This is a genomic window from Elusimicrobiota bacterium, assembly GCA_040757695.1.
In the GTDB taxonomy this organism is placed as follows: Bacteria; Elusimicrobiota; UBA8919; order UBA8919; family UBA8919; genus JBFLWK01.
Window position 1 is genome coordinate 37,358 of sequence record JBFLWK010000010.1, and the last position, 23,910, is coordinate 61,267.

The 23,910-nt window shown below is 38.9% G+C and carries 20 protein-coding genes; all 20 read right to left on the bottom strand.

Going from position 1 to position 23,910, the window contains the following annotated elements; genetic code table 11:
* Window positions 1–373: 373 nt before the first annotated feature.
* Window positions 374–733 (bottom strand): alcohol dehydrogenase catalytic domain-containing protein, encoded by a 360-nt coding sequence (locus AB1349_03265; protein MEW6556354.1) that lies wholly within the window; start codon window positions 731–733, stop codon window positions 374–376.
* A 171-nt stretch (window positions 734–904) separates the two neighbouring features.
* Complete coding sequence (locus tag AB1349_03270; GenBank protein MEW6556355.1) at window positions 905–1,411, bottom strand: hypothetical protein; 507 nt, start codon at window positions 1,409–1,411, stop codon at window positions 905–907.
* Between the two features lie 9 nt (window positions 1,412–1,420).
* On the bottom strand, window positions 1,421–4,015 hold the full coding sequence (gene clpB, locus AB1349_03275; GenBank protein MEW6556356.1) for an ATP-dependent chaperone ClpB: 2,595 nt from the start codon (window positions 4,013–4,015) through the stop codon (window positions 1,421–1,423).
* Between the two features lie 8 nt (window positions 4,016–4,023).
* Window positions 4,024–6,927 carry a ComEC/Rec2 family competence protein gene (locus AB1349_03280; protein MEW6556357.1) on the bottom strand — a complete coding sequence of 968 codons (2,904 nt, stop codon included), beginning with the start codon at window positions 6,925–6,927 and terminating at the stop codon, window positions 4,024–4,026.
* Window positions 6,924–7,115, bottom strand: coding sequence for a hypothetical protein (locus tag AB1349_03285; GenBank protein MEW6556358.1), 192 nt, complete (start codon window positions 7,113–7,115; stop codon window positions 6,924–6,926). The genes AB1349_03280 and AB1349_03285 overlap by 4 nt, the downstream gene beginning before the upstream one ends.
* Before the next feature lie 87 nt (window positions 7,116–7,202).
* The gene (locus tag AB1349_03290) at window positions 7,203–8,297 is read right to left on the bottom strand and encodes a PorV/PorQ family protein (protein MEW6556359.1); all 1,095 of its coding nucleotides are present in this window, start codon (window positions 8,295–8,297) and stop codon (window positions 7,203–7,205) included.
* Entirely contained in the window at window positions 8,294–10,033 is a 1,740-nt protein-coding gene (locus tag AB1349_03295; protein ID MEW6556360.1) for a S8 family serine peptidase, read from the bottom strand. The genes AB1349_03290 and AB1349_03295 overlap by 4 nt, the downstream gene beginning before the upstream one ends.
* The gene (locus tag AB1349_03300) at window positions 10,027–11,244 is read right to left on the bottom strand and encodes a hypothetical protein (protein MEW6556361.1); all 1,218 of its coding nucleotides are present in this window, start codon (window positions 11,242–11,244) and stop codon (window positions 10,027–10,029) included. The genes AB1349_03295 and AB1349_03300 overlap by 7 nt, the downstream gene beginning before the upstream one ends.
* Entirely contained in the window at window positions 11,238–12,509 is a 1,272-nt protein-coding gene (locus AB1349_03305) for a hypothetical protein (protein MEW6556362.1), read from the bottom strand. The genes AB1349_03300 and AB1349_03305 overlap by 7 nt, the downstream gene beginning before the upstream one ends.
* The gene (locus AB1349_03310) at window positions 12,503–14,062 is read right to left on the bottom strand and encodes a four helix bundle protein (protein MEW6556363.1); all 1,560 of its coding nucleotides are present in this window, start codon (window positions 14,060–14,062) and stop codon (window positions 12,503–12,505) included. Before AB1349_03310 ends, AB1349_03305 begins: the two co-directional genes overlap by 7 nt.
* 134 nt (window positions 14,063–14,196) lie before the next feature.
* The gene (locus AB1349_03315) at window positions 14,197–16,227 is read right to left on the bottom strand and encodes a helix-hairpin-helix domain-containing protein (protein MEW6556364.1); all 2,031 of its coding nucleotides are present in this window, start codon (window positions 16,225–16,227) and stop codon (window positions 14,197–14,199) included.
* A 66-nt stretch (window positions 16,228–16,293) separates the two neighbouring features.
* Window positions 16,294–16,740 carry a hypothetical protein gene (locus AB1349_03320; protein MEW6556365.1) on the bottom strand — a complete coding sequence of 149 codons (447 nt, stop codon included), beginning with the start codon at window positions 16,738–16,740 and terminating at the stop codon, window positions 16,294–16,296.
* Between the two features lie 80 nt (window positions 16,741–16,820).
* A complete protein-coding gene (locus AB1349_03325) occupies window positions 16,821–18,044 on the bottom strand; it encodes a helix-hairpin-helix domain-containing protein (GenBank protein MEW6556366.1) in 1,224 nt (407 codons plus the stop codon).
* 50 nt (window positions 18,045–18,094) lie between these two features.
* Window positions 18,095–18,679, bottom strand: coding sequence for a hypothetical protein (locus tag AB1349_03330; protein MEW6556367.1), 585 nt, complete (start codon window positions 18,677–18,679; stop codon window positions 18,095–18,097).
* Between the two features lie 42 nt (window positions 18,680–18,721).
* Complete coding sequence (locus AB1349_03335; GenBank protein ID MEW6556368.1) at window positions 18,722–19,648, bottom strand: hypothetical protein; 927 nt, start codon at window positions 19,646–19,648, stop codon at window positions 18,722–18,724.
* Window positions 19,645–21,348, bottom strand: coding sequence for a lamin tail domain-containing protein (locus tag AB1349_03340; GenBank protein ID MEW6556369.1), 1,704 nt, complete (start codon window positions 21,346–21,348; stop codon window positions 19,645–19,647). Before AB1349_03340 ends, AB1349_03335 begins: the two co-directional genes overlap by 4 nt.
* Before the next feature lie 20 nt (window positions 21,349–21,368).
* Window positions 21,369–21,533 carry a hypothetical protein gene (locus AB1349_03345; protein MEW6556370.1) on the bottom strand — a complete coding sequence of 55 codons (165 nt, stop codon included), beginning with the start codon at window positions 21,531–21,533 and terminating at the stop codon, window positions 21,369–21,371.
* 4 nt (window positions 21,534–21,537) lie between these two features.
* Window positions 21,538–22,203 carry a septation protein SpoVG family protein gene (locus AB1349_03350; protein MEW6556371.1) on the bottom strand — a complete coding sequence of 222 codons (666 nt, stop codon included), beginning with the start codon at window positions 22,201–22,203 and terminating at the stop codon, window positions 21,538–21,540.
* A 148-nt stretch (window positions 22,204–22,351) separates the two neighbouring features.
* Window positions 22,352–22,672 (bottom strand): hypothetical protein, encoded by a 321-nt coding sequence (locus tag AB1349_03355; GenBank protein MEW6556372.1) that lies wholly within the window; start codon window positions 22,670–22,672, stop codon window positions 22,352–22,354.
* 105 nt (window positions 22,673–22,777) lie between these two features.
* Window positions 22,778–23,910: hypothetical protein (locus AB1349_03360; protein ID MEW6556373.1), on the bottom strand; the 1,133-nt coding region annotated here is incomplete at its 5' end.

Consider the following 23,910-nt stretch of genomic DNA (forward strand, 5'->3'; position numbering starts at 1 on the left):
TGCCTTTGACAGGATTAACAGGATTTTTGATTCTTTTATCCTGTGAATCCTGTCAGAATCTTTTTTTTGCCGACTGTCATGCCACAGGCGTATCCGTCTCCGGCGGAAAGTCGGGTATAAAGTTCACGCCTACAAATTTCAGCAAAACTTACCTATTACCATAATAGATTATATTTAAAAATTAAGGATTGTCAAGTTGTTGTTCTGTTCCTTCTACTCCACTTTCAATTTGTTTTTGTCTTTCTTGGGCTTCAGTGTTAAACTCATTTATCTGCTGTTGTACATCTTTTATCATCCCTGGATAACTGCTGGTACTTATATTCTGTTCTGTCAGTGTTTGTTCCGCCTGTTTATCAAGTGACGGCTTTTTGAACTAAATCCTGGAAACAAAATAGTATAAAACTACCACAATAACTGCGGCTAATAGTATTTCCAGCAGTGCAAACCCGTCTACTCGTTTTCCAATTCTTAAAACTTTAAATCTTTCTGCTATATTACTCATTTGTGTAATATTACACATTTGCTCTATATTACCGACAACCTGATGACCTAAAACAATCGGGAATTTAAGTGGCGGTGTTCTGCCTTCAATCTCATCTAATTCTGTATGACAAACCCCACATACTGAAACCTTTACTAAAATTTCATTCTCTTTAGGAACAGGTTTTGGCAATTTCATTAGTTCCAGTGGTTTCTTGTTTTTGTTGAGATCACAGCATTGTTTTAATACCATCGCTTTCATAGTATTTTTTTAAAAGACTCTGACAGGATTTACAGGATAAAAAGACAGCCACAGAAATACACAGAATAACACTGAAAGCAAAAAACTTAATAGAATACTCTGTGAGTTTCTGTGAAATTCAGTGCAAAAAATAAAATCCTGTTAATCCCGTCAAAAGAAAGTTCAATGATTTTCCTCCGGCCCCATTTTTTTCAGGAACTGGCGAACTTTGGTAACTAAACTGTTTGCTATTTTGCCGGAATTATCTATCTGCTTTCCTACACTGTCACCGCCGCCACCACTACCCTTCCAGTAGTCATTCCCAACTGCATTAAGCAGTATAATTTTTTTTTGTTCCTGCTGACTCAAAAATACTTTTACTCGCCGGCTTTTCTGTTTTGGTTTCACTTCATTAACTAAAATTACAGCACCGAATTCCTGGGTTTTAGCATCAGTAAGTTTTTTGGTGTTACTTAATAGAATATAGCAACCGTCTTTCAGCAGCATACCTATAACTTTGGAAATCACCGGGTCGCTAAACCGGCTTTTCTCAGATACAATAAGTACTCGTTTTGAAGATGTTTTATTGCCGAATTCATTGTTTTGCGGGAAAATGCAAGATAACGAATTAGAAAAGATAAAAATTAATAACAGCAAGTATCGTATTTTTTTCAAAATTTTTTTTACCATTACTTTTTTTTATTTTACTTTGAATTCAACTCTCTCAGATTTCGCAGGTTTATCAACGACTATTTTACTGTCTTCTTTTATCTCGTTAGATAACACTTTCTGGCTCAATATATCAACTATCTCTCGCTGTATGGTTCTTTTTAACGGACGGGCACCATACACAGGGTCAAACCCGATACTCGCTAAAAACTCTTTCGCTTTGTTGGTGAGTTCAACTGTAATTTTTTTATCAGCAAGCCGTTTATTCACGAGTTCTATCTGCAAGTCAACAATTTTTTTGATATGCTCAATTGTAAGATAATGAAATATAATAACTTCATCTATCCGGTTCAAAAACTCAGGCCGAAAGTATTGTTTCAAAACAGCGAGTAGTTTCTCTTTGATTTCTTTTTCCATAAACTCCAGAACCTGTGAGACTGTTTTTTGATAAAACTCTGTGCCTAAATTAGATGTCATAATAATTACAGTATTTCTGAAGTCAACGGTTCTACCATGACCATCTGTAAGCCGACCATCTTCAAGTATCTGTAATAGCAGATTGAACACATCAGGGTGTGCTTTCTCTATCTCGTCAAAAAGTATCACTGAATACGGTTTCCGCCGGATTGTTTCTGTTAACTGCCCGCCTTCTTCATAGCCGACATATCCTGGTGGCGCACCAACAAGCCGCGCAACCGTATGCTTTTCCATATATTCAGACATATCAATACGAACCATATTTTTTTCGTCGTTGAATAGGAATTCGGCAAGTGCACGAGCGAGTTCCGTTTTGCCTACACCTGTAGGACCTAAAAATATAAACGAGCCGATTGGTCTATTTGGCTCTGAAAGACCGCTTCTTGAACGTCTGATTGCGTTTGAAATAGCAACAATCGCATCGTCCTGTCCGATAACCCGTCTCTTGAGCGCTTCTTCCATTCTTAAAAGTTTCTGTGTTTCTGTTTCAAGCATTTTTGAGACGGGGATACCGGTCCACTTTGAAACAACCTCTGCGATATCTTCTTCGTCAACTTCTTCTTTTAGCAGTTTTTGATTTTTCTGGATTTCTTGCAGTTTTTTGTTTTCATCATCTAACTGTTTCTGTAATTCGCGTATCTTACCATACCGCAATTCCGCCACCTTCCCTAAATCGCCAACTCGTTCTGCTTGTTGTTCTTCTATTTTTGTTTTTTCTATTCCCTGCTTGAGTTCACGAATTTTTGTGATTACTTCTTTTTCTTTCTGCCATTGTTTAGAAAATTGGTCTCGTTCTTCTTTTAATTCGTCAAGTTTTTTATTTACCACACCTACTTCTTCCGTCTTTGATTTTTCTTTCAGAAGCCCCTGCCGTTCAATTTCTAACTGCCTGATTTTTCGTTCTAAATCGTCAAGTTCCGACGGCATTGAATCAATTTCAATCCGCAACCGCGAGGATGCTTCATCCATCAAGTCAATCGCTTTGTCTGGTAAGAATCTATCTGAAACATATCTGTTTGATAAGACCGCTGCGGAAACAAGTGCAGCGTCCTTGATTTTAACACCATGATGGACCTCATATCTTTCCTTGAGCCCTCTTAAAATCGCAATTGTATCATCTACCGTTGGTGGCTGAACTATTATTGGTTGAAATCTTCGTTCTAATGCTGCGTCTTTTTCAATATGTTTTCTGTATTCGTCTAATGTTGTCACACCAATACAACGGAGTTCGCCTCTGGCAAGAAGCGGCTTCATAATATTCGCAGCATCAATTGCGCCTTCAGCCGCACCGGCACCTACAAGCGTATGAATTTCGTCAATAAAAAGCACTATCTCGCCTTCTCGGGCAACAATTTCTTTTAGTACCGCTTTAAGCCGGTCTTCAAACTCGCCACGAAATTTAGCACCTGCAATTAATGCACCCATATCTAACGCAAGCACTCGCCTGTTTTTTAACATCTCAGGCACATCGCTTGCAACAATCCGACGAGCAAGCCCTTCTGCAATCGCGGTTTTGCCAACACCGGGCTCACCAATTAAAACAGGATTGTTTTTTGTCCTGCGTGATAAAACCTGCATTACCCGACGGATTTCGTCATCCCTGCCTATTACAGGGTCAAGTTTCTCTTTTCTCGCCAGTTCAGTCAAATTTCTTGTGTACTTTTCTAACGCTTGATATTTATCTTCCGGATTCTGGTCAGTAACTTTCATATTTCCTCTCATTTCAGCAAGTGTTTTAAGTATCTTTTCTTTTGTTATGCCGTATCTGAAAATTATCTCTTTTGATTTCGTATTTGATTCTGAAATCGCAAGAAAAAGATGCTCGGTTGATATGAACTCGTCTTTTAATGCATCTGCTTCTAATTTTGCTTCAGAAATTATTCTGGCAAGTTCATTAGACAAATAATAATTCTGACCGCAGCCATTTACTCTTGCCAGTTTTTCAATTTCTTTTTCAACCTCTTTTTTTAGATGCAAAATGTCAACTGAAAGTTTTTGTAAAATTTCTGGAACTATTCCGTCGCTTTGTTCAATCAATGCAAAAAGTAGATGCAAATCAGTAAGTTGCTGGTTGTGATGTTCCTCTGCAACCGCCTGCGCTTCTGCAAGTGCTTCCTGTGATTTAACTGTGAATTTATTAAGGTTCACATTTTAATTTATTGGAGTTCTATGTTCAAACTTTCACCATTACTTGTTTCACTTTCTATAGATGCGACACCGAAACCAGTAATACCGAGTTTAGTTGTAAAATTATATTTTTCACCATCAGTAATAGCAACCACGCTACCTGATGTATCCGTCCGACAGAAATTACTGCTACTGATACAAACTGCGTATCGTTTGAGTGTTGGGGTTAGTTCAGATTCATAGAAACTGCTGCCTTTCAGATAGCCGAACTGCAATATCACAAGTTCAGGCGAGACCGCTCTTATGAACTCATTTGTTGATGCGTATTTATCACCGTGTGAAGGCACCAGCAAAACTGTTGATTTTAATGTATCGGATGCGGCATCAATCAAAGCCCATTCTGCATCCCGTTTTATATTTGATGTGAACAGAAACGAGATTTTGCCGTATACAAGTCGTAGCACAACTGAATTGTTACTAGTAATATCATCTGCTGATTGAAATCCAGTAGCAGGTGGCCATAATGCAAAAAGTTTTAGGTTTTGTTCCTGATAGATTATTTTACCAGCGGAAGCATGAAAATGTTTTTGTGGCAGGTTTTTGTTTGAATTTTTACAAATTGTTTTTAAGAACTCGTAATAATCTGTGTAGAACTGGCTGGTTTTTTTATTAAATGGTGCAAGTTGCAGTTTCCAATCACCGACTGCTGATAAAAATTCCGAATATGTGTTTTCAAGTGAACTTTTTTGGGGGTCTAATACACTCCAGATTTCAGCTATCGGTGTTTTTTCAATAACTGCGGGGAGCCCGCCGATATGGCCGGTTTCAAGCGATGTCAGAATCAATCGGTCAAGTTTTCTGATTTTATATTTAGAAAAAGTAGGCAGAATTGTTGAAGTGCCAAAATTCCAGTTACCACCACCTGTGCCACCATCAATCAGTATATTTTTGCCTTGTGGTGTCTGAATAATCACAGATGAGCCGAATGTAGCATCAAAGAATGTAACCTGTAATTTTTCAATTAGTCCAATTGGACTAATTGAAAAATTAAAATATATTACCAGCCCGATAACAGCAGATACAACAAGCCCGTAACATATTTTTTTTCTTAATTCTGGTACAGAAAGGATATCTTTTAGTTGATAATACGCACCTTCTAACAGATAAAAAACCGGCTTATACATCACAAAAATCAAGACAGCGATATAATACAAAACAAGTTCTATTGGTGTTGGTATTTCAACAAACGGGTATGGGAATCGGACGGCAAAAAAATGCGCCATATCCATAAACAGTTTAGAACAAAGGTAGTTTGTAGAGTTTATCAAGAATGCTATTTTTAAGCCGAGCGCTGATAGCCCAACTGCTGAAAATACGAGTTCAAACAAATCGGCAATCAGTCCTAACTGAACTATGTAGCCAATTAATGGTATAGCGATATAATTTGCATAGACACCTGCGATTGGGAACTGTTTAAAATATACAGCTGAAAGCGGCCACATCATCCCAATCTGTATAGCAATTTGAGAATATGTGAATACAACAAACGGTTTCGGCAGAGATTGGAAATCAAAATTTTTGAGTGGATATTTGTTGTTCAAAATTTTTGTTCCGACTACTGATAAACCTAATAGAATCAGGAATCCTGACAGAAAATTTTTATTCACAAAAATATCCGGGTTGGTTACTGCGAGCCCTGTAGAGAGCAAAATCCACAACAGTATTACCAGAAACGACCAGCCACGCATTAAAAATCTGCATACATCTTCTACAGGACGAGATATATGTGCCAGAGACCATACAGCCATAAATGACAACACAAACGAGCCATCAGGCAGCATCAGCGGGTCAAAAAACAAAATGATAAATGCAGCGACTGGTATTGTAATCACGGTTGACATTCGCATTCCGAACCCGCCGAAAGTATACGCGAACTGACCTATTGATGACATCAATGCGGCACGGCGTGTTGCGGGTGATGCGCCGGTAATTATTGTAAAAATTAACAATCCGAAAACGACTACAAACCAGGTAGGTTTTTTAGGCACCTTAAAAACCCGGCATAGCATCAACAGCAAAATATGGACGAACCCAACATGGAGTCCGCTAACTGCGAGCACATGTGCGACGCCAGTTGCGCGGAATTCGTATTTTACTTTATCAGGCACACCACCACGGGAACCGAGCGAAACACCACCTAAAAATGCCGAGTAAGGATACGGCATTGTTTTTCTTATAGTTAATAGGAATCTTCGTTTCAATTTTAGCGCAAATTGGGTTAGCCAGCCGCTTTCACCTTTACCAAGATATTGAATATATTCTGGATTTTTGACATACATCACTGCATAAACATTTCTGGCTTTAAGATATCTTCCGTAATCAAACCCAGCTGGATTTTTTAATACTGATGGCGGTAGCAACGCAGCATCTACTTTTATTCTGTCGCCATATTCAACATTATAATAGAAGTCACCAACTGCAGGATAGATGGATACAAGCACATAACCGGTTTTACCTGTGAATGTGGTGCTACTTTTTATAATGCCCCAGCCGGATTTAGATGGTTTTTCAATCAGTTCCGGCTTTACTGTAAGTTTAGTATGAAAATCGCGTGCATCCGGTTCTCTGACAACTGTGCCGGTTAAAATGGTTCGGTCAAAAAAATTGGTATCAACAAACTGTGAAATATGGTTTCTACCTGAGATATCTATTTTTTTGTAGTAATTGGCAGCGGCAAAAAATGCAGGTGTTAGAATCAAAAATAGAGTAGTATATTTTGTTTTCTTGAAAAGTATGTAAAGTACACCGCAAACACCTGAAAATGTCCAGAGTATCGTTTGGGTTGTTATTGGAATCGTTGCTGGATGAAGTATCATCGCTGCGGCAACACCTGCTACAAAAGCATAACAAAAAATAGTGAGTTTTTTGGTCATTGGTTGGTAATTATTTTAGGTTTTTGCGGTTTTTTTAGAACTGTCTCGTCGGTAATATGTGGATAGTATCGCGCATTTGATTTATAGACCGTCTCAAGATTATGCTGTGTTTTGAACTTTATAACCAACGCACCTATAATCAGCGCCAGCAGAATCATAAAAATAAACAGTTTAGAAGTAGCATCCATAGATAAAAATCAAATTCCAAATTCCAAATCCCAAAAATTCCGAACCCGCATTGGAATACTTCAGTAGACTACCCCTTAAGGGGTAGTCTACTCTGTTTCGGGTTTTTTATCTGCATCTATTAATTCTTTTGGTAATTTTTCTTCCTGTGGCTGTTCTTTTGCTTCTTTTTCTTCTTCCTCTGGTATTTCGGGTTTTATTTTATGTTTAGGCAGTGGTAGTGATTTACCAAATCGTAGCCCTGTTGTTATATAATGCGAGACACCTAAATCAGAATGCGGGACAAACGCATAATCCAGATAGAACCTATTTATTCGCAGACCGAACCCGCTTGTAAACCCTGTGTAATCGGCAAACTTCCGTTGGTTAATTTTCCAGCCGAACCTTAGCCACAACGGTTCTGTTAAATGGTATTCTACTGCGAGCCGCTGTTTTAATCCGCTATCGTTGGGCTGAATAACTTCAACAAGCAAAGTTGCTCTATGTGAGAAACCCCACGAGCCACCGAGTTTTAATGTAAGTGTTAGCGGGTCGTTTTCTTTATCAAACTTGATATTATTACCGATATTAACGACTGCAGCACCGAGTGAAATGCGTTGTTTAGGTTGAGCAATAAAGATACCGATATTAACTGCGAAACCATCGGCTGATTTATCGTTCAATTTTTCTGCGATATTTCGGACACCTAACCCAACTGAAAACTCATTAGTAATTTTGTAGGCGCCACTCAAAAGAACCGACCAATCAATTATGTCAAAACTACCTTTATCATTCCCGTAAATATCCCGTTCTGTATCTTTACTATTCAGATATTTTCCATTCAGCCCGACTACATATTTCTTTAACGGCTTTACAAAAGTTAGCGATTGCACCGATGTCTGTTCAAAATATGCCAGATACGATAGATATATTTCGTTATTATAGATATTACCAACCCCTGCGGGATTATATTCAATAATCCCGGCATCTTTTGCATAGCCGGTATACGCTTCTGCGAGTGATGAAGCCCGTGCAGCGACAGGGATATTCAGGAACTGCCCTGATGTTGTCCCGTTGGTATAGGTAAAGATAGCGGAATAAAGGCAATGAAAAATGAAAAATGAAAAATGAAAAATGAAAGTCAAAAACAATCCACAATTTTTAATTTTTAATTGATAATTTTTAATTGCTTTTAGAATTGTCATTTTATCAATGTTATTTTTCCACGAACTTTTTTGCTACCGATATCAACTACATAATAGTAAAGCCCTGAGGCAACCAAATCGCCGTTATCATTTTTACCATCCCAGACCGCGAGACCATTATCAACTGATATTTCGTTTGTGATATGTTTCAAGTATCTTACTGGCATTGCGGCTAGATTGTAAATTGTTACATTGAACTCACTGCCTCTGTATTTTTCAGGTAATCGTATAGTAACAAACTCATGTTTTCGTGGATAGAACGGGTTGGGATAATTTTTTACTTTTAGCGGTGCAGTCCATGCAGTAGCCAGATTGCCACTTAATGCCTTATAGACATTTAGCCGACCCCAGCCGGTATATTTATCCCAGCCGGGCACATCAAGGTTATCACAGGACGCTTCTAATATTTTTTTTATATCTGCTGGTGTCCGTGCAGGATTTTGCGAAATCAACAGCCCACAAACTCCGGCAACATATGGTGATGCCATAGAAGTGCCGTCCTCAAACTCATAATAAGATGAATTCCGTTTCCAGTCATTCTCCGAATCAGACCAACTATATTCTGCATATGTACTGTAAACAGATGCACCCGGTGCTAACAGGTCAAGTTTTATCCCATAATTTGAGCCCCACGAATAGCCATTGACTTCAGAAACTCTTTCATCATAAATATCAGACGCACCGACTGAAATCACACCATCATAACCCGCAGGATAACTGATAGAATTTATACCATCATTCCCAGCCGACGCAACAATAACGACATTTTTGTCTACTGTATAATCAACCGCATCTTTTACAAACCTTGATTGAATATAACCGCCTAAAGACAGATTTAGAACATCCGCACCATTATCAACAGCATATTTTATCCCCGCTGCGATATTTGATGCAGTAGCACCTGTACGGAAAGCATTAGCATCAAAAATCTTTACAATCATTATCTTTGATGTCCAGGAAACACCGGCAATACCGGTTGAATTATTCACAACTGCGGCGGCAATCCCTGCAACATGCGTTCCATGCCCGACAGTATCAATCGGCCGCGGGTCGCCATATTCTTCTTCCAGATTTGAATTGGGAGCATCCTGTCCATAAAGGATATTCACACCATAATAGTCCTCAATATAGCCGTTGTTATCATCGTCAATTTTATTACCATATGTATCTTTTGTATTGAGATAGATATTGGCTTCCAAATCCGGATGCCGCCAATCAACCCCGCTATCAATCACTGCGATAATAGAGGTTGTTACACCTTTAGAAAAAAGTGTGTTACTGCTTGTCCAGGCATCATACCAGTCAAGATATTTATCATCTGGTAACGCCCACTGTGCTGAATAAGAAGAATCATTGACCTGATAAGCCTTCATCAAATAATTCGGCTCTGCGTAAACAACATCAGGGTCGGCTGATAACATGGATACCATATCCTGAATACTGCTTCCATCAGGTATAGATACACGGAATACATTATTGAACTTCATATCCTGTATTGTTTTTGTATCGTATTTCGTGTTTATTATATTGATATCTACACTTTCTTTTACACGAACAATTATCTCACCACCTGCGACATCCACAGATTTAGAAATTGACGGAATGAATATGGATGCTTTTTGATAGCAGTAGAGGCAATGAAAAATGAAAAATGAAAAATGAAAAATGAAAGTCAAAAACAATCCACAATTTTTAATTTTTAATTTATAATTTTTAATTGCTTTTAGAATTACCATCTATACCTCGCGGTTATAATTATTCGCTGTATTGTTTCATCAACTCTGCGGTCATCAACACTTTTAATAGACCCGTCAGTTTTATAATTAACATTTACATTTTCTGCAGATGACCTTTTTCCGAATTCATAGCCAAAATCTAAATCAAACAGTGGTAACTTAAAACCACTCCCAACAGTAAATGTATAGAATCGCGGTATAATTTTTTGTTGTTCAAATCCGCCGTGTTCCCAGTTTTTTTCATATTTATCCCAAGTATAATAAAAACTGCTGGTATAGAAACCATATCGGATTGCGAGGTAATCATAAAGCCATTGCTCAAAACCAACTCTGTAATCGGTTGTGTTGTAAAGTTTCACATTTTTCCAATTCATGCGATTAGTCTCAACTGTAAAAAGCGGTGCAAGTTTCCCTCGGAATTGATATGAAAAACCAAACCCAAATCCTTCTGGGATTTTAATTGTTTCGGTTGACTTCTGCAAATTGAGTGTCGCTTTTGCTCTGTAATATCCGCCGAATTTTAACTGCCCGGTTTCGTAAAGGTATCCGACCAGAATTGAATTACCGTCAATAGATATTTTTTCATTACTGGATTCCCTTTCGCCGTTTAACATATTGTAAGTAAGTCCAACCGAAAAACGGTCTGTCGCTTTCCAACCAATCGCAGCTGAATTAGTCCACAGGTCCCCTGATGAGTCAATTTTATTTTCGTATTCCAGCGTAGTTCTATCATAAATTGTTTCTGAATACCTGTATGAATAATTTACAACAGGCGCTCTCCCACCAGCAATATAAAAACCTAACGGCAGTTTGGCAGAAATAGAGCCTTCGTTAAACTGGTAATATGCTGGATTATTTTTTACCGTTGGCAGTCCGTAATTATTTGTGTATCTATCTGAAACAAGCACTGCGGCATTTGAAACTGATACTTGACAGTATTTCATTGAAGTAGCGGTAAGTGCAGCAGGGTTTGTAAAAATTGCAGAACTATCGTTAGAAACAGTGATAGAATTACAGCCCATAGCGAGCGAGCGGGCAGAATAGCCACAGACAACATCACCGAGATAGTTATAGCCAAGCGAAGTGTAGCCGTAGAGGCAGGGTGTAGGCAGTAGGGTATAGGCAGTAGTGAAAAGAAAAAGATAGCCAATAGCCAAAATGATTTTGCTACACCCTACATCCTTCACCCTATACCCTGCTTTTTTTACCATTTTACTGTTCCTGTTAGTGTTAGCCGTTTTGTATAGTCGTCAACAGTTTCTAAATTGATTAACGGGTATGCGGCGTTTTCTTCAACTGGGAACAGCCGTGTTTCGGATGTTATTCGTCTCATAAAATACTGGAGTGCTATATCCCACTGAATAATCCATAATTTTAACCCACTACCGATAGAGACCACTGATGTTTGTACACCTTTTCGTGTCTGGTCTTGAACAACCGCCAAGCCGTATCTGAATGGAATATCGTGTTTAAGCCAGTGTTCTGCACCGAAATGCCATGAAAGTGTATTACAGTATCCGATATCAGTCCATTTACTATTGGCAACTTTTTGCTCGGCACTACCCCACCAAGTATAATCAAGTTGTATAAGAAATGTTGGTCTTGTGATACCTCGGAATTTGAATGCGAACCCTGCCGAAAGTGTAGCCGGAAATCTATATTCATATCTGGACATTTGTCCATTTATAGAATAATCATTTTTAACTGACAACAGATTATTCAACGCTATACCGAGTTTAAGTTCTTCTGATTGTAAAACGGTACCTATTCTGAACCCGCTGCCTGAAAACGAGTTATTAACAATACTGGTTGTTCGGCTGGTTTCTGAGCCCGTTTGAGGACTGAATAAAATTTCTGTAATTTTTCGGTCTGGTTTGCCGGTGATTAAAAAACCAGCTACACCTAATTTTAGCCATTCAACTGGGATATAACTTGCACCACCGCCGTAGATATAGATTTCGCCGTCAGCTGAGATACTATTCTTTTCAACTACTCGGATTTCACCATATACATTTTCGGTATAATGGTAATTAGAATCCAAAATTTTGATTGCGCCTATTGCTACAGCCAGTTTCTGTTTTATCGGGCAGACTGAAACTGCGCCCGAGGTTGGCAAAAGATACAGATTAGAGTTTGATATAGTTGTCTGTTCTGCATCATTATGGAGTCGGCGTTCATATCCATTTATAAGTTCGTTAGTTTGAGATATACTAACGCGGCTGTCTACTGAAAGTTCTGACGGATTAGCGAAGATTGATGTCGGCTCACCGCCTGACAGAACAGACACCTCGCCAACTGCGGCATTTCGGGCTGTGAACCCACCAACAGAGTCGCCCAAACCCAGCACCGCACCGCGGTAGGTGTAGCCGTAAAGGCAATGAAAAATGAAAAATGAAAAATGAAAAATGAAAGTCAAAAACAATCCACAATTTTTAATTTTTAATTTATAATTTTTAATTGCTTTTAGAATCACCATCTATACCTCACTGTTGTAATAAGCCGCGTGGTTGTATCATACACGGTATCACGCTGGTCTGAAAAAAACAATCTTTCCTGGGTTGATTCCTGCCAGGCATAACTTCCTGCTATATCTATTTCAACCAGCAGTGTTGGGATAGCGAACCCGCAACCAATAGAGAGTGCTGAATTTACACCACCATTTTTTATATATGATGGCAGATATGAAAACCCGTATCTTACTGTCATCCCTTCAAGTGGCAGATGCTCAAACCCGAGCGAGAATGCTAATACATCGCGGAATAACGGGTTTGTGGTTGACCAGTCAGCGAAACTCGCATCTATAAAAACAGCACAGTTGTTTTTATCTCTAAAATTATACTTTATACCAGCGGAAATTGAATTCGGATATTTATATTCTATTGTATAAGTTGAACTTGAGTTTAAGATATTGCCGGTTGTATCTATTTGTTTGACTTCTCGTTTAATTTCAGCCGAGTACTTATAAGCCAATCCGAGAGACATAATATCTTCAACCGAACACAACACTCCGATATTGAATCCGTTTCCTGACAATTTAGATATTTCGTTGATTTTCCTGATGATATCAGGTGCGCCAGAAGTACCGAAAGTATTCAATTCCTGTTCTGATTTTATATCACCGTTTTTCAGCAACCCAGCAACACCTAAATTGAGCGATGTAAGTAACTGGTAGTTCACTGCAAGCCCGTAATCAAACAGATTCCCATGCTGGTCAATTGTATCCTGCCCGTTAGAATTCCCGTAGCCTCTATCCCGGACAGATTTTTCTTGAAACACATAATTAAAGTCAATTGCTTGTGCAGCACCAAGCCCGAATACAAACTCGCGAATTGACGACCACAGCATCCCTATAGATGTCGGCTGAAAAAAAATGTTCCGATTAGTTGTATACGATGTTGCTATATAAGAATGGTTTCGTTTATCAGAAGTCCATACAACTGCGGGTGAGAAACTGAATACACCGTGATTATCACTACCAAGTTCCATACAAGCTGGATTAGTAAAAACGGCTGCGACATCCTGAGATACTGTAGTTGATACGCTACCGAGCCCGACGGATTCTGCGGATAGCCCGCGTGTGATACCTCCGATTCCGTAGTAGGACTCAAGTGAAGTATAGCTGTAAAGACAGGTTAAAGGGATAAATGACAGGTTAAAATTAAAGGTTAAAATTAAAATTAAAATTAAGGTAGAACGAACTTTTTTGACGGTTGAAGTAAAAATTTTTATGAGTTCATCACATTCTTTAAATAGATTTGCTACCTCTTCTTTTTTAACTAATTCAGCACCAAGTAATAATCTGAGCCAGTATCTTGTTTCTAATGTCTCTTTCCGAGAAATATTTATACTATGGGAGAAATCCTTTTTTGTTAACCCTGCATATGCTTCCTCAGTATTAGCACCAACTGATGTCCCAGAGCGCAACATCTGTTCTGCAATAATTCGGGCTATTTGGTTTTGGGGTAATTTCTGTACCAGTTTGATTATTTGCAAGGCAAATTTATATGTTCGTTCTTTTAGGTCCTGCATATTTTAACCATAAAGTCAGGTTAAAGGTTTAAATGACAGGTTAAAATTAAAATAAAATCCAGAATTTTACCCTTTAACCTTAAACCTTTAACCTCTTATTTATACCTTTTATTTTTACCTTTAACCTGCCTTTTTTACCATTTATACTCCAGACGGGCTTCCCAGGAATTGGCATAGCCGGGCTCTGTATACGAGAACACATCTTCGCCTTCGTATTCTTCAGACGACCACGCGTATTTATTGTTATATCGGATACGGAATTTTGTATTTTTGGATAATTTATCTTCAAGTTGTAGCCAGTATGAGCGTGATTCTTTACCGCTTTTTCGTAAATCAGTATCTGAAAACTTTAACTCGCCTGATAGTTTTAAGTTGCCTGAAAGCTGGTATCCAGTTCTTGTAGAGATTGAGTCCTTTGGTGTATATTTTGATGGTGTATCGTAATAGTCCTGCGTATAGGTATATTTTAGCACGAAATCGGTTCGTTTTGATGGTTTAAATTTTAGTTGGGCATTTGTTTTGACACTCATTTTTTCGCTATAATCGTCATTTTGATAGATATCTTTATCAGCCCATTTCCTATCCAGTTGAAACTTGACACCTCGTGGTAGGTTCCAGTTATATCTGAAGTACATTGTTCTGTCGGTAGTTGGTGTTTCCCAGACGGTATAGTATTCGCCGGTAATATCATCTTTTTCGGTTTTGGCAGAATGTTTGAACTGGTCTATATAAAATTTGATTTTCATTGATTTTATCGGTTTGTAGTCCAGTTCAGAATAATAGCCCTGTTCATCGCGGCATGGGAACTTTGATGAATCGCTATGTTTTGAGTATGCGTTTGCGTACGGGTTATAGTGCTCCTTATCATAATTCCGGTATGAGACAATCACATCTAATGCACCCATTTTTTTGGCTGTTTTTACAAACAGCCCGTCACCCCAGTTAATCACGTGTGAAAGTTCACCAACTACCAGAAACCCTTTAATACCGGTCTTAAAATCGCAACCATACCCGGAGAATGCCTCTTCAGGCGGATACCCGTCTATATTTATAAACCCACCGAGCCGTTTTTCTCGTTTTGAGGTATAAAAAGTAGTACCGAAATACGAGGTCTCAAAAATATCTGTTCTATTAAAAAGTTTATAATTCAAGTTGCCACCAAGCAGTTCTTCTTCATACATATTTTCAAGTGTCCATTGTCTGACTTCACCATCAGGATGACGGATACATACTCGGAGTGGTTTTTTGGCTTTAGAATAGAAGCCGGAAATATCAAACGGATTATTAGTTCCACCTTTTATTTTCATACCGAACCCTTTCAGTTTTACAGAAGTGGTTGCGTGTGGATATTTTGACTTAATTTTAGAAGTCCAGTAATAAGTGATAGTGCTTTGTGATGATGCGGTATCGTTTGGATAGAAACCGTTTGGTGACGATTTACCGGAAGTATCAAAAGTGAGACGCTGACCGAACCCTGCGCGGAAATCGCCGAGATATGCGGTATCAACTATTGGTCCATTCTCATAGCCGATATACGACCTGTTCAGTCGGTATGCTCTTGAAAAATTACTGCCTGTAATACTGCCCATCTGGTCTACAAAATAGTCCTCGTATCTGGTATCACCTTCTACAATCGCACCGAATCTCAAGTATTTACCGAATTTAGCCAATTTGAACCGAACCAGTTCTGTCGTTTGTGCTTCCTCTGTAGTATCTTGTTCAATATTTGATTTTGTTTTGAACAGGATATCGCCTTTTGTTCTGACTTTTTCAGGCAGTATTGCAGTAATAAAAATTTTGATTCTATCAAAAGTAGGCTCATCCAGTATTTCAGGATTGATCAGTTCGTTGATATTTTTGTAATAGCCGTGCTGGAGTCGGTAGTTGATGATTCGGCTAGCATGAAGTTGGGAGATACCTGGCAGTGTCTGGAGTAGAAAAATATCCGCAGTATTGATATCTATTTTATCTTCATAAATAGCAAGGAGTTGCTCGTAGGTATTATAATCAATCTCATTATTCTGGTATGCCTGCTCAATATCCGCATCAGTTTCCCAGAGGTCTGTGCCTTCTATATCGCTACTTTCGTCGGCATAAAGAAAGTGTGAAGTGTAAGGTGTAAAGTGTAAGGTAAAAACCAAAATAAGAAATACAATTTTTTTCATCAGACATCTTTTAAGTTTACGGTGCTTAAAAATCACCGGCTTGTAGGCTACCCCTTAAGGGGTAGCCTACTTTCCAGTTTTATATTCTTCTTTTTTATCACGAATATATGCGGTTTCTTTATCTCGGGAACTCACCTGAATCAATTCAGCAATTTTGGCTGTTCGTTGGTCTATTAGTTCCCAAATCCTGGCTGCTCGTTCATCTATTTTAGCTGTTTGTTGACGTGTTTTAGCTATTTCATCATCTATTTTAGCTATTCGTTCATCTATCTTAGCTATTCGTTCATCTATCTTAGCTGTTCGTTCATCCATCTTAGCTGTTCGTTCATCCATCTTAGCTGTTCGTTCATCCATCTTAGCGAGCAACTCATTGGTTTCTCGCCTGCCTTCTTCTATCATTCTCTTTGCACGTTCATCTTCTTTTTCTATCATTTTGTTTGTTTGCCGAGAAAGAATAGAATTTTGGAGTAGCGCAAATAAGCCTAAAATTAAGCCAAAAGCTATTATCTCCATACAGCCCCCCTGTTTGTATTATTACAGTGCTTTATTAAGATTATCCGAACAAGTTCGGGACTCCATCTATAATCGTGAACTTACGGCTTTACTTCACCTACGGTTATCAGTGCTTCTATTTTTAGATATATTCGTCTTGACATTCTAGGTACATTCTGTAAATCTTCTATAGTTTTGAATAGCCCTTTTTCGCTACGGTAGTCCACAATACGTTTTGCCATAATACTGCCTATACCTGGTAATGTGGTCAGTTCTTCTTCAGATGCAGTATTGATATTGATTTTAGGCGGTAGAGCCGGTTTAAGCGGTTGAGCCGGTTGAACCGGTTGAGCCGGTTGAGCCGGTTCTTTTCGTTTCCTGGAAACACGTGGTTTTTTTGCTTTTTTCTCTTTGGGCTTGTATTCAATTACTGCTTCTTTTTCTAACGATGTCTTGATAGAGAGCGAGAATATATGGTCTGCAGCGAGTGTTGGATGAGTAAAATACGCATAATCAATATAAACTGCCCGGCGGTTAAATCCACAGCCAAACGAGAACCTGTTCGGGTTGGTTTGTATTCCGCTTCTGAAACAGAGAAACTGGAATACTCTGAATTCAGTCCCGAAATGGAGCGAGATGGTTTGGTCTTGTATTTTTTCTATATCCCAGCCGAAACTGACGCCTTTAAGCGGTCTTAAAAACAAGCCAGCAGAAAACGATTCCGGTATTTTATCAACGCCTATTTTAGGCTCGTTAACATTTTTGGCAGCCGAGCCGATTGCAAAATTTTCAGAAACTCGTGCTAACAAGCCTAAATCCAATCCGATTGAACTATCACTACCGTAATCGGCTATTTTTAACATGTTACCTTTCAAGTTGTAGCCAAACATCAGCCCTTCTGATAATGCGAATGCATTTGATACAACAAGTGTTTGTTCTTTGAATTCAGACGGCCCGAATTGTGCAAACGAGAGCCCTGCAATACCGAATTTTCTGACTGGCATAACGGCTGAAAAAACATTGTATTGCAGACCTTCAACTGCAAAGAGTTGGTTATATGTAGTTGAGAACTCAAATGCTGAAACAAGCCGTAACCCAGCAGGGTTATAGAATACCGCATTAGTATCGTTTGCAAGCCCAACAAACGCAGCAGACATACCAAGCGGTCTGGCACCAGGCGGTCGGGATTCAAATGCGCCATAGAGGCGAGTGGTTAAGTGAATAAGTGAATAAGTGATTAGTAAAAATCTACATAGCCACATAGCCACATAGCCACTTAGCCACTTAATCACTGTTTTTAATATCTGGTTAAGTATTTTAACCATTTTTTTACTTAATCTTTTAATTTTTAATTTTTAATTTTTAATTGCCGTTATCATACCTTCAGTGGTTTCTCAGGCAGTATCAATTTATCAATCTCTTTATAGATGAACTCAATTTTCTGGCAATCTTCGGCATTCAGGTTTTTTGTATCTATAGAGTTCAGTATTTCTTTTATTTCCTGAACGGTTTCAGCACGCAGTTCATCGTATTTAGCAATCCTGTTTCTTAAGTCAGCAACAAAATTATTCAAGGCTACTGCCATATCAGTTAGTTCATCACCTTTTCTTAATCGGAAATGTCCTGTTAAATCGCCACCTTGTATTATATTTTTTATTTCTTTCTGGAATTTGTAGATGGGTCCTGCGATTTTATGTGAAACAAAAACCGATATCACACAGACAGCTGCAAGATAGAGCAGCCCGTTGACAACCAGCCAGAAATGGATTGTTTTTAATAGTTTGCCAACTGTCGCAGACAGAATATTCGGCAGGATGGATTTGATAGTCAGATATGTATGAAATTCTATCAAAACCAGCATTACAACCAACACAATTGCAATCATTACTGCAAATTTTAGTTGCAGTTTTTTATTAATCAGATACTGTTTCCTTGTCGGTATTGTTTCTTTTTTATCCATTTTTTCGCTCCTTATCTATTTTAACCTTTAACCTTTGACCTTTTACCTGTCTTTTGTCAGGTTTGCTAATCTCGTTTTGGCTTCTGTATCATACTCGGTACCTAATAATTCCTGCCATTGCTGAACCGCTTTTTGTTTGTAATTTACTATTGAGAATATACCGGTAGATTTAGCCATTTTCTCATAACAGATAGCCAGTTTCCGTTTAATCGCGGCTGATACTGTATTTTTTTCGGTATATGCTAAATATACATCTAATTCCAGCCCAGGCTGGTTCAGTGCAGAATACAAAGTTGCTAATGTCTCATAAAGTTCAAGATGATTCGTGAATTTTTTTATGCCATCTTGTAAGAGTTGGACCGCATCATAATCAAATCTTTCCTGTGAACTCAACTCTGCAAGTGTTATGTAATCGTTAACATTTTTTAGTAGCGCTATTTTAGAAAGTTGTTCCCAATCCTGCTCAATACAGAGATAGTTCTGTGATGAGATTTGGACTGCTGCAAACCCTTTTTTTATTAACTCCCAGTTATGGCATCTGATTTTATTCTCAATATCTTTGTAAAATACAAGCCCGTATTTTCCTCCGTCCCCATTTTCATAGACCAAAGCGACATCTCTGCCTTCAAGCCGTTGGGCGGTATACTTTTTTGCGTCGTCAGTAGTAGTTTTTACACCAAGCAACTTGATTTGCTCACCAGTTGAGGCAAGCACAATATCACCGCTATACACATAACTGATATGAAACTCTTCTGTTTTATGCGGGATATTCCAATCAACATACAAAAAATTATCCGGGTTGATTTCTATAGAGGCAGCGAATAGCAAATAGCAAATAGCAAATAGCAAATAGCAAATAGCAGTGAGCAGGCGAATAGGCGAGCAGGCGAAATGGCGAATAGAAAACCAACCTCTAACTTCTCTACGCTCTACGCTATTTCTTAATCGCTTAATCACTGACTTGCTCATATTTTTCGTGCGACTACAACTCGTTTTGCGGCAGTTTTTATATTGCCTGTTTTTTTGTTCTGAACTTCTATATGGACGATATACACACCAATAGATACTGTAGCGCCGTCTTCATCTTTACCATCCCAGTTGACTGTATTTGCGCCGCCTGCAGGCACATCTATTTGGTCAAGCAAAATTTTTACCAGCCGACCGTTAGTATCAAACACTCGGACTGTTACCTGGCTATTTGCCTCTACATTGTACGCAATCACACAATACGAGTACTTACCATCTCTTGCAGGTGAGAATGGCGACTGGAATACTTCCAAAATTTTTGTAGTTTCTTTCGCAGCAGTCCCGTAAGGTCCCTGCCCTTTTGTCGCACTGCCTTCATACCAATCGGTTTTGGTATTCGTATCTAACGGCTGACCTGTTTGAGATGACGGGTCTATTTTTCGGGTAATTGAGCCGGTAGTAGATTCAGACCAACTGACTGAGCCATGAATATAATAGTCCTCCGTTCCAACTGCATCTGTTACATCAGAAGGATGAGCCCACTGACCGGTTGAAACTGCGGTATCATACACAGATTGTTCGCCGGTATAAGACGAACTATCTTCTGCAAAACTGACAAAGTCAACCATAGTCCCGTCGGCATTTTTGAGTGTAAGATTATTATCAGTCCCTGTCAGCCCCGGTGTTGATTCGTCTGAATATAAATCAATATAGCCGTTTCCGTTTGTATCAGTTGTTTCATCAGTTCCCGCTTGTGAGCAATGCACAACCAGATACATCTTTGCAGCAGTATTCAGGTTCGGTAATGTTTTGATAACTGTTTTACCCTCATACAATTTTGCACCTGTGATATTAGAGCCGTTTGTTATGTAAATCTCTACAAAATCGCCGCCTGAAATACCTGGTGCGACTTCGGTTATTTTACCATAGATATTGCCGGCACCTGCGGGAGGAGTCACCGGGAATGCCGGGTTTTTACGTCCTTCTGTACGGTCTGAAGTCGCCTGCCAGTCGGTTTTTGCGACATCTTCAGCATCCGTATCGGTTGACTTATCATCGCGTGCAAGCGATTTAGATGCAGACGAGCCAAGTTCTGCAGCGCTACCTTCGTCAACCGCGCCAGTCCATTGATTAGCCGAAATCGCATCTGAAAATAACGAATCGCCAGCAGTCCATTTATCATCACCATTACAGAACACCACAGCATCTACAATATCACTGAGCGAGTTTCTTAAAACAATCACATTATCCGTGCCGGTTAGCCCTGTAATTCCTACACCGGTATAAAACTCCTTATAGCCATCGCCATCATCAGCAGTAATTTCATCCGCAGTTGAATCATTAAACTTTAACACAAAATAAGCACCGGATGAGATTGTGACTGCTGGGAATGTTTTACACGGATTAGCGCCACCGGATAGTTTTGCAGCTTCTACAGACCACTGGTCAAGATTGATATCGCCACTGGAACAGTTATAGAACTCTATCCAGTCCTTGCCACCTGAGATATTCGCAGTAAGTTCGTTGATACGAACTGGTGAAGCAGCATAGAGGCAATGAAAAATGAAAAATGAAAAATGAAAAATAAAAGTCAAAAACAATCCACAATTTTTAATTTTTAATTTATAATTTTTAATTGATGTTTTTATCATATTTTTATTTTGCAATGAACTACCCTGTGGCAGAGCCACAGGGTAGTTCATTATTATCAATCATTCGCTTTTCAGTTTTTACATCTGGAATTGATTTTGTCAAGAATTATATCTATATCTTTTGTCGCACTGACAAATCCGTGCAAAAAAACTGCTACACCACCAGCAATTGCATATTTTACTTTGTGTTTATTTAAAGTCATAAGTATATCAATAATCTCCAGCCGTTTGCTCATTTTATTATTCGTCTTCGCTACTTTCTTCACTACCGGCTGTTCTGTACTTATCAAGTAGCGATTTTTCAACCACATCTTTTACCTTTTTATTGATAATCAGAACCTGTTTTTTCCATTTGCCGGTTTCTTCATCTTTTCGGCTAGGCCATGAAATCCAGGGACCGCGTTTGCCTTCCATCACACCGCAGGAAACCCGTACCGCATTGTTAAAATCAACAGATGCATTGACCTTTCGTGATGACTGGCTTCTTAACGGCGAGAAATTAGTGATTTTGAATGAAATAGATTTAGATGTTTTTTTAGATGGCTTCCCACTCTTGATTGCCTTTTCTATCTCATCACTCGCCTGTTTTGTGAGTGTCTCAAACTGCGGGTATTCCTTGCCTCGTTTTGATACATACACCGGATATTTCAGTGTGGTCTTGCCTTCCAGTTTTATTACCTGTATCTCTTTTACCTTGATACAGTCGTTTAAGACAATTGTTGCCATCTCTTTTACCGCACCTTCATCAACCGGTATTTTCTCTACACTGGTTACATAAATCTCACCAGTTTTTGCACTACCCCCACCCTTATCAGTTTCTTCATCTGCTGTATACAGTGAACTGTAGAGAAAAACCAATACACTACCAACAACTGCTAATCCCAACCCACCAAACATCTTACGCATTTTTGCCTCCTCTCTTGTAGGCTACCCCTTAAGGGGTATAGAGTAGACGGCAATTAATTGCCGTCTACCAGCTTCGCGTTTTATTGTAGTTGCAAGGTCCCCTCGCTATATTTAGGCAGGGAGACCCTGCTACTACTTCTACAATAGATTACGAAGTATGAATCAGTGTCCCAAAGCCCTTATCTAACGCAAACATAATTTCCTGATGACGTTTTTCTGCTATTTCCATAACTTCCCGATGCCTTTTTTCTGCTCGTTCATCCATTTTAATAAATTGTGATACAACTTCCTGATGTCTTTGTTCTGCCCTTTCATCCATTTTTCTAAATCCTTCATCCATCTTACGAATTGATTCTTCTATCTTATTGAACACTCTTCCGTTTTGTTTTAATACTCTGGACAAAACAACTGATAGATATGCCCCAAGTCCTGCAAAATAAATACTCAATAAAATCTGCCATAAACCCATACTTCACCTCAATTAATTTCAAATTCCAAATTCCAAATCCAAGTTGACGATTTAAGATTAAGATTAAAGATACAATCACGCCAAGTGCGTGAAACTACTTTTACTTTATCTGGTTTTTTTCTGTTTTTCGTCAAGTTTCTGTTTGGCTAATTCTATTTTCCTTTTTGCTTCTTCGTGATTCGGGTCAAGTTTTAGTACCTCTTGCCAGCCGGCAATTGCAAGTTCATATTCACCTTTCTGGAAATGCTTGTATGCAGATTCATAATGCAGTTTCATTAGCGCTTGCCGTCGTTCCGGCGTTAATTCAGGTGCTTCCGCCGGTGTTTCTTCAACAGCAGTTGGTTGTGGAGCAGGTGGTGGCGGTGGTAGAATTTCAGCCGGTTTTTCTTCTTTTGGTTTTTCTCTTTTTCCCTTTTCCCTTTTCACTTTAACCTGCTTTTCTGCCGGTTCCCCCCCTTGCCTGAATGTTAACGATAGCCGATGACTGCCTGAAGTATCCGCAAGTTGTAAAGGCCACAAAAACGCATAATCCAGTTGGATACCGATATTTAGTATTACTTTATTGAAGGAGAACCCGGCGGTAATTTCACGGTCGCTTCCACCCAACCGTGCTGAATATGTATGTTTACTAAACCATGTTTCTAACCCGCCAGCAATTTTTATATCCACAACATTATTTTCCGGTTTTCTGTATGAGAAATCTACTGTAGATACAATATCTTCAACAAATTTCCATTTCTCAATTTTGTAAGCGAGCCCTGCACGGTATTCCTGTGGTACAAAATCTTTGTGATACAAGCCGACATCTGCTTTCACAAGATTTTTTACTGCTAACCCGATAGCGAGCCGTTCTGAAAAAGGCAACAGCAGAATCCCGATATCAGTTGTGAATGCGCCTGCAGATGTCCCGTTTGCGAACACAGGGTCTTTTAGCGATTTTGTTCGTTCATCCAAAATATATTTATGTAGCAGATATTTTATTGAGAACCCGCCAAGTATTGGGAAAGGTGGCTCTTTGTCCCAGAAAAATGGTGCAGTATCGTTCGCATAGCCGAGTGCAAAGGTATCCTCGCGATAAAGTGCCGAAAGATAAGTATCGTTGATATTCAATCCGAACGAACCGCTATTATCAGTTGGATAAACAAAACCTGTATGCATCTGCCCGAGATTGATATTATCAAGCCCTAAAAATAATTTGTTATACATAAATGTACCTTCAAGCGATTGGACATGTGCAA

What these genes read in the sequence shown, in the direction of transcription:
- AB1349_03265 (MEW6556354.1), bottom strand. Translation starts at nt 733, where the DNA reads ATGGTATTAAAACAATGCTGTGATCTCAACAAAAACAAGAAACCACTG.
- AB1349_03270 (MEW6556355.1), bottom strand. Translation starts at nt 1,411, where the DNA reads ATGGTAAAAAAAATTTTGAAAAAAATACGATACTTGCTGTTATTAATT.
- AB1349_03280 (MEW6556357.1), bottom strand. Translation starts at nt 6,927, where the DNA reads ATGACCAAAAAACTCACTATTTTTTGTTATGCTTTTGTAGCAGGTGTT.
- AB1349_03285 (MEW6556358.1), bottom strand. Translation starts at nt 7,115, where the DNA reads ATGGATGCTACTTCTAAACTGTTTATTTTTATGATTCTGCTGGCGCTG.
- AB1349_03290 (MEW6556359.1), bottom strand. Translation starts at nt 8,297, where the DNA reads ATGACAATTCTAAAAGCAATTAAAAATTATCAATTAAAAATTAAAAAT.
- AB1349_03295 (MEW6556360.1), bottom strand. Translation starts at nt 10,033, where the DNA reads ATGGTAATTCTAAAAGCAATTAAAAATTATAAATTAAAAATTAAAAAT.
- AB1349_03300 (MEW6556361.1), bottom strand. Translation starts at nt 11,244, where the DNA reads ATGGTAAAAAAAGCAGGGTATAGGGTGAAGGATGTAGGGTGTAGCAAA.
- AB1349_03305 (MEW6556362.1), bottom strand. Translation starts at nt 12,509, where the DNA reads ATGGTGATTCTAAAAGCAATTAAAAATTATAAATTAAAAATTAAAAAT.
- AB1349_03310 (MEW6556363.1), bottom strand. Translation starts at nt 14,062, where the DNA reads ATGCAGGACCTAAAAGAACGAACATATAAATTTGCCTTGCAAATAATC.
- AB1349_03315 (MEW6556364.1), bottom strand. Translation starts at nt 16,227, where the DNA reads ATGAAAAAAATTGTATTTCTTATTTTGGTTTTTACCTTACACTTTACA.
- AB1349_03320 (MEW6556365.1), bottom strand. Translation starts at nt 16,740, where the DNA reads ATGGAGATAATAGCTTTTGGCTTAATTTTAGGCTTATTTGCGCTACTC.
- AB1349_03325 (MEW6556366.1), bottom strand. Translation starts at nt 18,044, where the DNA reads ATGGTTAAAATACTTAACCAGATATTAAAAACAGTGATTAAGTGGCTA.
- AB1349_03330 (MEW6556367.1), bottom strand. Translation starts at nt 18,679, where the DNA reads ATGGATAAAAAAGAAACAATACCGACAAGGAAACAGTATCTGATTAAT.
- AB1349_03335 (MEW6556368.1), bottom strand. Translation starts at nt 19,648, where the DNA reads ATGAGCAAGTCAGTGATTAAGCGATTAAGAAATAGCGTAGAGCGTAGA.
- AB1349_03340 (MEW6556369.1), bottom strand. Translation starts at nt 21,348, where the DNA reads ATGAACTACCCTGTGGCTCTGCCACAGGGTAGTTCATTGCAAAATAAA.
- AB1349_03345 (MEW6556370.1), bottom strand. Translation starts at nt 21,533, where the DNA reads ATGAGCAAACGGCTGGAGATTATTGATATACTTATGACTTTAAATAAA.
- AB1349_03350 (MEW6556371.1), bottom strand. Translation starts at nt 22,203, where the DNA reads ATGCGTAAGATGTTTGGTGGGTTGGGATTAGCAGTTGTTGGTAGTGTA.
- AB1349_03355 (MEW6556372.1), bottom strand. Translation starts at nt 22,672, where the DNA reads ATGGGTTTATGGCAGATTTTATTGAGTATTTATTTTGCAGGACTTGGG.